Source organism: Mesorhizobium yinganensis (genome assembly GCF_040081985.1).
GTDB lineage: Bacteria > Pseudomonadota > Alphaproteobacteria > Rhizobiales > Rhizobiaceae > Kumtagia > Kumtagia yinganensis.
The window spans coordinates 160,097-171,818 of record NZ_JBEBMH010000013.1; the positions used below are offsets into that span (position 1 = coordinate 160,097).

The 11,722-nt window shown below is 65.2% G+C and carries 10 protein-coding genes and 1 pseudogene; 2 read left to right on the plus strand and 9 right to left on the minus strand.

Going from position 1 to position 11,722, the window contains the following annotated elements:
• Positions 1–28 precede the first annotated feature (28 nt).
• From ABMA59_RS22245 to ABMA59_RS22280, 8 genes are all read right to left on the minus strand, one after another.
• Positions 29–979 (minus strand): nucleoside hydrolase, encoded by a 951-nt coding sequence (locus tag ABMA59_RS22245; protein ID WP_349007578.1) that lies wholly within the window; start codon positions 977–979, stop codon positions 29–31.
• A gap of 38 nt (positions 980–1,017) precedes the next feature.
• Positions 1,018–2,406 (minus strand): M20/M25/M40 family metallo-hydrolase, encoded by a 1,389-nt coding sequence (locus tag ABMA59_RS22250; protein WP_349007579.1) that lies wholly within the window; start codon positions 2,404–2,406, stop codon positions 1,018–1,020.
• Between the two features lie 9 nt (positions 2,407–2,415).
• On the minus strand, positions 2,416–3,738 hold the full coding sequence (locus ABMA59_RS22255; protein ID WP_349007580.1) for an amidohydrolase family protein: 1,323 nt from the start codon (positions 3,736–3,738) through the stop codon (positions 2,416–2,418).
• A gap of 16 nt (positions 3,739–3,754) precedes the next feature.
• Positions 3,755–4,816, minus strand: coding sequence for an ABC transporter ATP-binding protein (locus ABMA59_RS22260; protein ID WP_349007581.1), 1,062 nt, complete (start codon positions 4,814–4,816; stop codon positions 3,755–3,757).
• Positions 4,817–5,605, minus strand: coding sequence for an ABC transporter permease (locus ABMA59_RS22265; protein ID WP_349007582.1), 789 nt, complete (start codon positions 5,603–5,605; stop codon positions 4,817–4,819).
• Positions 5,605–6,429: an ABC transporter permease gene (locus tag ABMA59_RS22270; RefSeq protein ID WP_349007583.1), complete on the minus strand. Its 825-nt coding sequence runs from the start codon at positions 6,427–6,429 to the stop codon at positions 5,605–5,607. Before ABMA59_RS22270 ends, ABMA59_RS22265 begins: the two co-directional genes overlap by 1 nt.
• Positions 6,430–6,517: 88 nt before the next feature.
• Positions 6,518–7,558: an ABC transporter substrate-binding protein gene (locus ABMA59_RS22275; RefSeq protein WP_349007584.1), complete on the minus strand. Its 1,041-nt coding sequence runs from the start codon at positions 7,556–7,558 to the stop codon at positions 6,518–6,520.
• Between the two features lie 158 nt (positions 7,559–7,716).
• On the minus strand, positions 7,717–8,967 hold the full coding sequence (locus ABMA59_RS22280; RefSeq protein WP_349007585.1) for a DegT/DnrJ/EryC1/StrS family aminotransferase: 1,251 nt from the start codon (positions 8,965–8,967) through the stop codon (positions 7,717–7,719).
• Between the two features lie 350 nt (positions 8,968–9,317).
• On the opposite strand from ABMA59_RS22280, the gene ABMA59_RS22285 reads away from it, so the two are divergent.
• A complete protein-coding gene (locus tag ABMA59_RS22285; protein ID WP_349007586.1) occupies positions 9,318–10,208 on the plus strand; it encodes a polysaccharide deacetylase family protein in 891 nt (296 codons plus the stop codon).
• Positions 10,209–10,385: 177 nt separating this feature from the next.
• Entirely contained in the window at positions 10,386–11,354 is a 969-nt protein-coding gene (locus tag ABMA59_RS22290; RefSeq protein ID WP_349007587.1) for a rhizopine catabolism ABC transporter substrate-binding protein, read from the plus strand.
• Positions 11,355–11,587: 233 nt separating this feature from the next.
• On the opposite strand, the pseudogene ABMA59_RS22295 reads toward ABMA59_RS22290, so the two are convergent.
• Positions 11,588–11,722 (minus strand): annotated as a pseudogene (locus ABMA59_RS22295) (IS110 family transposase); the annotation flags it as partial.

The window sequence follows — 11,722 nt, forward strand, 5'->3', positions numbered from 1 at the left end:
CCTGGCGACACGGTGATTCCCAGCGGCCTCAGTTTCTGGACGACGCAGGCGCGTCAGGAACTGGCGGCGGAGGCCTGGTCAGACGCTCGGCCAGCAGGGCCAGCGCCTCAGCCCCCAGCACTTTCATCGCCACGGAAACCTCCGGCCCGTCATCAGAGAGGCCAAGGGCGCCGGCATCCTCGCCAAATCCACAGTCAACCGAAAGCCTCAACGGCGACAATTCGAACAGGTCGGGGCGCATCGCGAACAGCATCACGCATGGATCGTGCAGCGGCCGGCTTTCGCCGGAGCCCGTCGACTGGAAATAGGCGTCGACGAGATCGGCGGAAGCTTTCGCGGCCGGCGTCCCGCTCTCGCGCAGGAAAGCCGTGTCAGCCTTGGTCGCGCGCACACGGCGGGTGACGTCGAGAGGGACCAGCACCAGCGGCAGGCCGGCGCGGAATACGATGTCGGCGGCCTCGGGGTCGGCGGCGATGTTGAATTCGGCGCGCGGCCCGACATTGCCCCGCTCGTGCACGGCCCCGCCCATGGCGATCAGCCGGCCGATACGGCTTGCCGATTCCGGGCGTTCGCGCACCAGCATGGCAATGTTGGTCAAGGGGCCGAGCGCGAGGATGTCGACCGTTCCCTTCGGGTGCCGGTCGAGCATGTCGGCAATCCATGTCCAGGCCGGGCCGGGAAGCGGCTCCGACACCGGTTCGGGAAATGTCACGCCGCCGAGACCGTCGCTGCCATGGATATCAGCGGTGTCGAACCCTTTTCGCGACAGCGGCGCGGCTGCGCCGGGGATCACCGGAATATCGCCGCGTCCGGCAAGCGCCAGGATGCGGCCGGCGTTGCGCGTCACGGTATCGATGCCAATGTTACCGGCGACGGTCGTGATGCCGGCGACATCGAACTCGGGCGACACCAGCGCGAGCAGGATCGCAACGGCGTCGTCGATCCCCGGATCGGTGTCGATGATGGTGATTCGGGACATGGTTTCGATGTGCCGGGTTCAGGTCGCAGAGCCGAAACTTAGCCGGCAAAGGCGGCAAGTATGCGTATCCACGACCTGATGCCCTTGCGATAGCTGGACAGGTCGTATTTCTCGTTGGGGCTGTGGATGCGGTTGTCGAAGCGCGCGAAGCCGACCAGCAGCGCGTCCATGCCGAGCTTCTGCTTGAACTCCGTGGCGATCGGGATCGAGCCGCCGGAACCCGCGACGGCGGCGCGCCCGTCCCACTCGTCCTCCAGCGCGCCCAGCGCGCGCCGCAGCAATTCGCCGTCCACCGGCATGACGGTCGCCGCACCCGCGCCGTGGTCGCGGAACTCGACGCTGCAATCCTCAGGGATATGCCCGCGCACATAGGCCCGCAACGCCTCGCGGGTGCGCGTGGGGTCCTGCCCCTCCACCAGCCGGAACGAGATCTTTGCGCTGGCCTTCGACGGGATGACAGTCTTGAACCCCTCCCCGGAATAGCCTCCGGCGATGCCGTTCACCTCGAAACTCGGCCGCGCCCACACCTGCTGAAGGATTGAGCGGTCCTTCTCTCCCGCCGGGATCTTCAGCCCGACGCCCGAAAGCATCCCCTCTTCGTCGAAAGGCAGTTTTTTCCACAGCGCCGCCACCTTTTCCGGCAATTCCTTCACGCCGTCGTAGAAACCCGGCAGCGTGACGCCGCCGTCCGGCGCGCGCAGTCCGGCGATGATGTCGGCGACAATCTGCAACGGATTGCGCGCGGCGTTGCCATAGATGCCGGAATGCAGGTCGCGGTTGGCGCAGGTGATCTCGAACTCTTCCTTGACGATGCCGCGCATCATCGTGGTGATTGCCGGCGTCTTCGCGTCCCACATGTCGGTGTCGCAGATCAGCGCCATGTCGGCCTTGAGCTCAGCGCCGGCCGTCTTGAGGAAGCCGGGCAGGCTTGGGCTACCGGATTCCTCCTCGCCCTCGAACAGCATGGAGACGCGCACCGGCAGCGCGCCGGCCACCTCCTTCCAGAAGCGGCAGGCCTCGACGAAGGTCAGCAGTTGGCCCTTGTCGTCCGAGGCACCGCGCCCGACGATATGCGTGTCGCCGTCCGGCTGCGGCACCAGCGTCGGCTCGAAGGGCGGCGTGTTCCACAGCGCCAGCGGATCGACCGGCTGGACGTCGTAGTGGCCGTAGAACAGCACGTGCGGGCCGGCGCCGGTGGTGTCGTGGCCGACGACCATCGGATGGCCCGTCGTGTCGCGCACCGAAGCGTCGAAGCCAATCGCGTCAAGCGAGCCGGACAGCCATTCGGCGGCGCGCCGGCATTCGGCGGCATAGGCCGGATCGGTCGAGATGGACTCGATGCGGATCAGCTCGAACAGCCGGTCCAGGCTGTCCTGCAGGTGCGCATCGGCATGGGCGAGCACGGCATTGAGTTTTGAAGCGGTCATCATGAAAACCTAGGCTTGAGAATCGATACGGGCCATTTCGGCCTTGAATGCCGTGGCGACCTGCAGCGCATCCCGCAGCGCCTTCTTGCGCTCGACGGTGAGCACATTTCGGCCGCGCATAAGCCAGCGGCCGGCGACCATCGTGTCGCGCACGTCGACCGCCATCGCGGCGAAGACCAGCGTGGCGTAGATGTCGTAGACCGGCTGCGTGCGCGGTGCCGACAAGTCGATGCGGATCAGGTCGGCCTTCTTGCCCGGCTCGAGCGAGCCGATCTTCGCGTCCAGCCCGAGCACGCGCGCGCCCTCCAGCGTCGCCATGCGGATCACCTCGCGCGCCGGCATAGGCTTGCGGCTCTTGCCCAAAAGCTTCTGGAACATCGAGACCGGGCCGAATTGCGAGAAGAGGTCGAGCGTGTTGCCGCTCATCGGACCGTCGGTCGCCACGCCCACCGGAATGCCCGCCGCCCGCAGAGCCTCCACCGGCGCGATGCCGCGCCCGGCCTTGGCGTTGGATCGCGCATTGTGCGCCACGCAGACTTTTGCCGCCGCCATCTTTTCGATGTCGCTGCCATTCAGATACAGGCAATGCGCGCAGATCAGGCCTTTCCGCAGCAGCCCAGCCTTCTCCACCATCTCGACCGGCGTCATTTGATAGTGTTTCTCGCACCACTCCATCTCGCTGGTCATCTCGGCGAGGTGGATCTGCACCGGCACGTCCGGATGATCGTCGGCCCAGCGGGCGACGCGGTTCATCACAGCGATGTCGGTCGAGTAAGGCGCATGCGGGGCGATCGAGGCAATGACGCGGTCGTGGCCGGAGAATTCGGCGACCAGTTCTTCCGTCAGCGCAAAACCCGCGTCGATGGTCGCATGGTCGGGCGGATCGAAGTCGGCGATGGTCTGCCCCACCACGCCGCGAAACCCCGCCTCGTCGACGACGCGGCCAACCTCGGTCTCGTAATAATACATGTCGGCGACCGTGGTGACGCCGGCCTCGATCAATTCGAGCGCCGCGAGCCGCGTGCCGGCCTCGACCATTTTCGGCGTCACGAATTTTCGCTCCATCGGCAGCACGTAGCGGAACAGCCGGTCGTCGACGTCCTCGCCGAGCCCGCGGAACAGCGTCATCGCCATGTGGCAATGCGGGTTGACCATGCCGGGCATCACGACATCGCCGCCCGCATCGACGATCTCGGCGCCGTCCACGGCGGGCGGCGGCCCTGCCCCGGCGGCCTTGATCGTATCGCCCTCGATATGGACATAACCGTTCTCAACGACCGGCATGTCCGGCGTGCACGGCAGCAGGGTGGCGTTGGTGATCAGGATGGTCATCGGGGCCTGCAGTCGACTATTCGGATTTCAGCACGCAGCACTGGTCGAGCACCGGCACCAGCCTTGCCGACGCACCGGAAGCAAGCGGGGCCGACAGCGCGCCATTGGCGATCAGCCCACCGGCAGCCGTATCGCACTGGTACTGATAGGCGCGGCCGAGATAGGTGCGCAGGCCGAGCGTGGCGGGCAGGCCGGGTGCTGCCGGATCGGCGCTGACCTCCAGCCCGTCGGCCCTGGTCGCCAGCACGAAACGGTCGGGGATCGGACCGAGCCGCTGTTCGTCCAGCGCCAGCAGCGTGCCGCCCGGCGCCTCCGCCGTCACCTTGCGCCCGTCGCGCGCAGTCACCCGCATCGGGATCAGGTTCTCGAAGCCGACGAAGCGGGCGACGAACGCATTCTCCGGCCGCTGATAAAGCTTTTCCGGTGTGTCGAACTGCATGATGCGGCCGGCATTCATGATCGCCACCCGGTCGGAGATCGAGAACGCCTCCTCCTGGTCGTGCGTGACATAGACCGAGGTGGTGCCGTTCGCCCGCTGCAACTGGCGGATCTCGACACGCATGTCGACCCTCAGCTTTGCGTCGAGGTTCGACAGCGGCTCGTCGAACATCAAGAGCGGCGGCTCAATCACCAGCGCGCGCGCCAGCGCCACGCGCTGCTTCTGGCCGCCGGAAAGGGCGGCCGGCAGCCTGTCGGCCAGCCCCTCCAGCCCGACCCGCTGAAGCATTGCATCGGCGCGCCTCTCGCGCTCGGTGACAGAAACGCCGCGCTGCTTCGGGCCAAAGGCGACGTTGTCGCGCACCGAAAGATGCGGAAACAGCGCATAGTTCTGGAACACCAGGCCGATGTCGCGTTTGTAGGCCGGCAATCTCGTCAGGTCGCGTCCGCCCAGCGTGATTTTTCCGGCGGTCGGATCGAGGAAGCCGGCGATCAGCCGCAAGGTCGTCGTCTTGCCGCAGCCGCTGGCGCCTAGCAGCGAGACGAGTTCGCCCGCCGCGATATGCATGGTCAGGTCTTCCAGCACTTTTGTCGTGCCGTAATGGGCGGTCAGGTTCTCGATGGAAAGCGCTTGGGTCATCTATTTGGTCAGGAAGGTCAGGCCGAGCGTGCGCTCGACGATAGCCATCACGGCGACGGTGAGCAGCATCAGGAGCACCGAGACCGAGGCGACGGTGGGATCGAAATACTGCTCGACATAGGCGAGGATGGCGATGGGCAGCGTGCTGATGCCCGGCCCGGTGAGGAAGAGCGAGGTCGACACGTCGTTGATCGAGGTGATGAAGGCGAGGATGAAGGCGGCGATCACGCCGGAGCGGATGTTCGGCAGCACGATCGTCAGAAACGTCTTCACCGGCGGGCTGCCGAGGCTGATGGCGGCCTCCTCCACCGAAAAGTCGAACGAGGCGAGGCTGGCGCTGACCACGCGCACCGCATAGGGCAGCACGATCAGCGTATGGCCGATCAGCAGCGTCGGGAAAATCGGCGCGCCGGCGCCGACCGTGACGGATTTCAGCAGCGAGAACCCCAGCACGATCTCGGGCACGAGGATCGGCAGGACGAAGACGGTCGAAAGCCAGGAGGGCAGCGCGATCCGGTAGCGGTTCAGCGCATAGGCGGCGGGAATGCCGATGAGCAGCGCCAGCGCGGTCGCCAGGAAGGCGAGCTGGAAGCTGGTGACGAAGGTTGTGCGGAAGGCGCCCACCTCGAAAATCTTCTCGAACCAGCGCAGCGACAGGCCATGGGGCGGGAAGGTCAGGTAGGTCGTGTCGCTGAGCGCAGCCCCCAGCACGATGACCAGCGGCCCGACCAGGAAGATGTAGACCAGCGCGGCAAAGGCGATGAGGAAGGGGCTGGTGCGCGGTTTCATCAGGTCGCCATCGGGTTCAGCCGCCGCGCGACGCGCGCCATCACCAGCACGACGGCGACGGTGACAACGACCATGATCGCCGCGACCGTCGAGGCGCCGACCCAGTCGAACGACACCATGGCGCGCTGGTACATCAGCGTGCCCATCATCATCTGGCGCTCGCCGCCGAGCAGCTGCGGCGTGGCGTAGGAGGTGAAGCTGCCGGTGAACACCAGCACGGCGCCGACGATCAGGCCGGGCACGGCGAGCGGGAATATCACCTGGCGAAACGTCGCCGCCGGTGTGGCGCCGAGCGAGGCGGACGCCTGCACCACGTCGTCCGGAATGTTCTCCAGCACGCCGACCAGCGTCAGGATCATCAGCGGCACGAACAGGTAGACCATGGCGACGATCACCGCGCCTTGCGTGTAAAGCATCGACAGCGGCTCGGCGATAATGCCGACCCAGGTCAGGAAATCGTTGATGATGCCGTTCTTGCCGAGCAGGATCAGCCAGGCGAAGGAACGCACCACGACGCCGGTCAGCAGCGGAAACACCGCGGCGATGATCAGGATGCTCTTGATGCGCCCCGGCGAACGGACGACCACATAGGCCGTCAGGAAACCCACCACCACGGAGATCGCCGTGGTCGCCAGCGAGATCTCAAGCGTGCGCCACAGCACGTTGCGGCGGAAGCCACTGCCGAAGAACGCGATGTAGGGCGAAAACACGCCCTTGGCCTCGCCGAACGTCGTCGCGATCGTAGCCGCCACCGGCACGAGCAGGCACAGCACGACCAGCGCCGTCGCCGGCGCGGCAAGCAGCCAGCCTGCAAAACGTTTCATGGTGCCGGGACCACGCAACAATCGTGGGCGAAAAGTGTCGGCCGGAAGCGCAACACCGCCTCCGGCCGCGCGTCCGTTTCCTCAAAAATCACTGGCCGAAGACTTCGTTCCAGCGGTCGATCCAGCCCTGCTTGGCGGCGTTCAGCTTGGTGTAGTCGACCTGCCGCAGCGAGGCGATCATGTCCGCGCCATAGGTCCATTGCTTGGCCTGGTCCGGCGTCAGCTTGACGTCCTTGGCGATCGGCGCGTCGATGCCGTTCTCGGCGCTGACCTGCTGGATTTCGGGCGACAGCAGGAAATTGATCCACTCATAGGCGAGATCGGGATTGGCCGCGCCCTTCGGGATGTTGACGGTGTTCAGCGTCGCATAGGCGCCGTCGGAAATGTCGGCCCACACCGCCGTCGGCACCGCCGCCTGGATCTGCGCGAGGGTAAAATCCTGCGCCACCGCCACCGAAATCTCGCCGGTGGAAAACAGGTTCACCAGTTCGGAGCCGGTATTGTAGCTCTTCACCACGCTGGGCTTCAGTTCCTCCACCGCCTTGAACGCGCCGTCCTCGTCGGCATAGGGATCGACGCCTGCATGCGCGCCGGCGATCAGCACCATCATCGGCCCGGCCGTGGTGGTGATGCCCGGCAGCGAGAGCTGGCCCTTCACGTCGTCGCGCCAGATGTCGTTCCAGGAGGTGATCGGCGTCTTGATCTTCGTGGGATCATAGATGATGCCGACGCGGCCGATCGTGTAGGCCGGGCCGTAGCCCCCCTGCGGGTCCTTGCCAAGATCGTAGGAGCCGGCGAGATTCGGCACTTTCGACGCATCGAATTTCTGGAACAGCCCGTCGTCGATGCCTAGTTGCGAGTAGGCGTCGGTCAGATAGATCAGGTCGACGCCCGCGCCGTCGCGGATCTTCACCTTGTTCAGGCGGTCGGCATTGTTGCCGGTCTCGAACACGATCTCGCAGCCGCATTTCTGCTTGAACGGGTCGACCTGGAATTGCGTCAGCTTCTCGCCGTTGAACCCCCACCAGGAGATCGTCAGCGTCTTGCCCTCGGCCCGCGCCGGCGCCGCCGACAGCAGCGCGGCGACACCGACGCTGCCTAGAATGGAAAGAAAGGACCCGAGCTTCATATGCGCCTCGCCTTGGGGGGTTTTGGTGACTCGCAGCGAAGCTTATTTTTGAGGCGGGCAGCCAGCAAGCCTGAATCCTGTGCAGCGACGATTTAGCCACAGCCAGCCGCTCGCCCAGGCTCTGCGCGCGGCCGGTGGAACCGCCTATGCGTGGTGTCCTAACCCGCGCTGGAGCTGTCGAATTTTTGCAAGTCGACCGGCGCGATCTTGCGCAACTCGACCTCGTCAATCGCGGCATTCTCCAATGCCACACGGGCGGCCGCGTCGATGTTGTGGATGATGTCGTCGATCTCTTCGTCCGTGTGCAGCGGGTTCGTCGCCACCATCACGGTGCGGTTCAGGATGTCGAGCGAGCCTTTGCACATGCCCTCGGCATAACCCGTCCGCAGCCCCTTGTTCTCCGGCAGCTTGTACGGATTAAGCGCCGCATGGTGGGCGCCCTCGTGCATCAGCACCTGGTCCCATTGCGTGAAGGTGTGGCGTCCGGTCTTGCCGGCGATCACCGCGGGCGTCGCTTTCACGAAGGCCTGCGCGGCCGCCTCGCTGGGCAGCGTATACATCACCTGCGTCGCGCAATCGTGGTCGGCGCTGTTCATCGGGCTGGCCCGCAGGCCGAGATTGTCGAGATGTCTCGTGCCGGCGAGGATTTTCTTCTTCTCGGCGCGCATGGAGCGGATCATGCCGTCGAGCCGGTCGAGCTGCACGTTGAGCATCGCGCCGAGCAGTTCCGAGGCGCGCGCGCCGACGCCGGCGAAGGGTTTGGTGTCGTCGTTGCGGCCCTGCCAGTAGAAATGACAGGGATCGATGTAGCAGCGCGCGCGCTCCGCCACCTTCGGGTCGCTGGTTGCGATGCCGCCGCCTTCGCCGCCGCTCATGTTCTTGAAGAAATTGAAGCTGAAGGCCCCGGCATGGCCGATCGAACCGAGCTTGCGGCCCTCGTACGAACCGCCGATGCCCTGGCAGACGTCCTCCAGCACCAGCAGGCCACGTTCCTCGGCGATGTCCATGATGGCGTCCATGTCGCAGGCCGCGCCCCACATATGGACCGGAATGATCGCCCTGGTATGCGGGCCTATGGCGTCGCGGATGGCGTCCGGGCTGATGGTGATCGTTTCGTCGATGTCGACGATTACGGGGATTGCGCCCACCGCCAGCACGGCGGTGGCCGTAGCCATGTAGGTATGCGCAGGCACCAGCACCTCGTCGCCCGGACCGATGCCTAGCCCGACCAGGCCGGCGGCGAGGCCGTAGGTGCCGCTCGCGCCAAGCGCGAACTCGCTCACGCCCAGATGTTTCGCATAGCGTTTCTCGAACCGCTCGCACTCGCTGTCGTCGCGGTAGCGGAACAATTTCCCGGAGCGGATGACTTTTGCGATCGCCTCGATCTCTTCCTCGCCCGCCATGTACATGGAACGTCTCCCATTGTTCTTCACTGGTTGGAGTGATGCGCCAGCGAGACGGGTTTTTGAAAGAACCAATCCGCCGCTATCGGACGAAACCACTGCGGAACCAGCCGCCGGTCCGTTTCCGATCCAGCGCGTCCGACCGGCATAGACATTCCAACCGTCGTCCAAACGAAAATCGTATCCATCCGAAACCGCGAAAGTGGCCCTGTCGGAACAGGGCGATCCGTCGTTCCATCCGATCCAGTTGGGCAACGCCTCCGGTCATGCGCCGCTGGCTAAACGGTTGGTTCCATGAGACCCGGAACAGACTTTGGACGACCCGCTTCGCAGTTGCACCTGAGGGATCACCGCGCATGAGCGCGGCACATTCCAGGCGCCGCGTCGTGCTGCACGAGGACGATGTCGGCATGTGCCAGGGGGCCAATCTCGCCTTCCTGGAGCTTTGCCGGCTGGGCGTCTGCACTTCGGGCGCGGTGATGGTGCCGTGTCCGTGGTTCCTGGAAATGGCGGAGGCGACCGCCGCCGATGGCTCGCTCGACCTCGGCGTTCACCTGACGCTGAACAGCGAGAAACGCCACTACAAATGGCGGCCGCTGACCGCGCCGCCGCCCTCGGCCGGGCTTACCGACGAATACGGCTTCTTCCATCCCGACGTTGCCACCACCCGCCGCAACGGCTCGGCCGAGGCCGTCGAGGCCGAACTTCGCGCGCAGATCGAGACCGCCTACCGGGCGGGCATCGACGTCACCCATCTCGACACCCATATGGGCGCGGCGCTGTCGCCCGAGTTCTGCGACGTCTATATCCGGCTCGGGCTGGAATACCGGCTGCCGATCCTGCTGACCTCGACGATTGCCGCCTATACGCCCAACGACAATCTGGTCGGCGTCACCGAGAAGGCGCATGCGCGCGGCGTCGAGCAAGCGCGGGCGGCGGGCTTTGAAATCTTCGACGCCGCGCTGCAGACGACCTGGGCTCGGCCGCGCTCGAAGCCGGCGGAGCCTGCCTACAAGGCGATCATCGAAAGTGTGCGCGACGGGCTGACCTTCGTGTGCCTGCATTTCAACGCGCCTGGCGAACTCGAACTGATCGAGCCGCGCTCGGCCTATATCCGCACCGAGGAATATGACCTGTTCCGCTCGCAGGCTTTTCGCGACTGGCTATTGGCGCAGGATCTCGACATCATCGGCATGAAGCCGTTGCGTGAAGACCTTCGCGCCCGGCTCGCGGCGCCGGTGAACTGAAATTCGCTGCCGGCCAACGCCGGCCGGCACTCATGCTAGGGCCTGAGGGACGGGCTGAAGGGACTACACGGCGACGCAAGGCCCGCAAGAGGCCTGCCGCCGCGATAGCGCCGGGACGGCCTAAGGGCCGGGCGGCGGACGGACAAGGGAAATTGGCCGCAGAAATGGGAGATTGAAATGAGATCCGTAGTGAAACTGGCGTTCGGCGCATTGATGTCCGCCGGCATGATGGTGGGGCTCGCCAATGCCGACGGGCTGAAGGAACCGAAGGACGTCCACATCGCCTTCGTGGTGCACGGCTCCGCCTCCGATCCGTACTGGTCGGTGGTCAAGCGCGGCGTCGACGACGCGGCGAAGCTGACGGGCGCGAATGTCGAATATCATGCGCCGCAGGTGTTCGACGTGGTCGAGCAGGCGCGCATGATGGAGGCGGCAATCGCCACCAAGCCGGACGGCATCGCCGTATCGATCGCCGACGCCGACGCCATGCGCAAATCGATCCAGTCGGCGCTCGCCGCCAACATACCGGTGGTGGTGCTGGATTCCGGCGAGAAGACCGGCGCCGAGATGGGCACGACGCTCTATGTCGGCACGGTCTCGGAATATGATTCCGGCAAGAAGGCCGGCGAGCGCCTGGCCAAGGACGGCATTTTGAAGGTCGTCTGCATCAATCACGAAGTCGGCAATGTCAGCCTCGATGAGCGCTGCCAGGGCCTGAACGACGGGCTGAAGCCGTCGGGCGGCGGCACCGAGGTAGTCGCCGTGACGCCCGATCCGGCCGACGTGCAGCGCCGCACCGAAGCCTATCTTTCGGCCCATCCGGACGTGCAGGCCGTGTTCGCACTCGGCGCCACCGCCGCCAATCCGCTGATCCCGATGTTCCGCGAGAAGGAACTGTTCGGCAAGATCAAGCTCTACACCTTCGACATCAGCCCGGAGGTGCTGGACTCGATCGTCGCCGGCGAGATGGGTTTCGGCATGGACGCCCAGCAGTACCTGATGGGTTATCTGCCGGTGATCTATCTGGTCGAACAGGCTACCCACGGCTTCTGGCCGATCAACAATTCCTACACCGGCCCGCTGTTCGTCGACACGCCGGAAAAGGCCAAGGCGATTCTGGTGCTGGCCAAGCAGGGGATAAGATGAGGGCTGTGCCCTCCCCGTGAACGGTAGGCAATCGCAAATGGATTTGCTTTGCCAAACGATTCTCAGCTGAACGCTGAGACATCACCCCTCACCGGCCCTTTGGGCCACCTCTCCCCCTGCCCGGGGGAGAGGAAATGCGCTGCCGCAATGCCGGCGCTTCTCCGGCTTGGGTTCCTCTCCCCCGGGCAGGGGGAGAGGTGGCCCGAAGGGCCGGTGAGCGACTATCTTTGGTGTCAAGTTGCATTTGCGAACTCGTTTCGCGCGTCGCGTGCTTTTGCATTGAGGATGACGAGCAGTTTGCGAGCGAGCGCGATGCGAATGACCATTTTGGGTTTGCCGGCCTTGTGCAACCTGTCGTGGAAGGCGCT

What these genes read in the sequence shown, in the direction of transcription:
- ABMA59_RS22280 (WP_349007585.1), bottom strand. Translation starts at nt 8,967, where the DNA reads ATGTACATGGCGGGCGAGGAAGAGATCGAGGCGATCGCAAAAGTCATC.
- ABMA59_RS22275 (WP_349007584.1), bottom strand. Translation starts at nt 7,558, where the DNA reads ATGAAGCTCGGGTCCTTTCTTTCCATTCTAGGCAGCGTCGGTGTCGCC.
- ABMA59_RS22265 (WP_349007582.1), bottom strand. Translation starts at nt 5,605, where the DNA reads ATGAAACCGCGCACCAGCCCCTTCCTCATCGCCTTTGCCGCGCTGGTC.
- ABMA59_RS22290 (WP_349007587.1), top strand. Translation starts at nt 10,386, where the DNA reads ATGAGATCCGTAGTGAAACTGGCGTTCGGCGCATTGATGTCCGCCGGC.
- ABMA59_RS22270 (WP_349007583.1), bottom strand. Translation starts at nt 6,429, where the DNA reads ATGAAACGTTTTGCAGGCTGGCTGCTTGCCGCGCCGGCGACGGCGCTG.
- ABMA59_RS22260 (WP_349007581.1), bottom strand. Translation starts at nt 4,816, where the DNA reads ATGACCCAAGCGCTTTCCATCGAGAACCTGACCGCCCATTACGGCACG.
- ABMA59_RS22285 (WP_349007586.1), top strand. Translation starts at nt 9,318, where the DNA reads ATGAGCGCGGCACATTCCAGGCGCCGCGTCGTGCTGCACGAGGACGAT.
- ABMA59_RS22255 (WP_349007580.1), bottom strand. Translation starts at nt 3,738, where the DNA reads ATGACCATCCTGATCACCAACGCCACCCTGCTGCCGTGCACGCCGGAC.
- ABMA59_RS22250 (WP_349007579.1), bottom strand. Translation starts at nt 2,406, where the DNA reads ATGACCGCTTCAAAACTCAATGCCGTGCTCGCCCATGCCGATGCGCAC.
- ABMA59_RS22245 (WP_349007578.1), bottom strand. Translation starts at nt 979, where the DNA reads ATGTCCCGAATCACCATCATCGACACCGATCCGGGGATCGACGACGCC.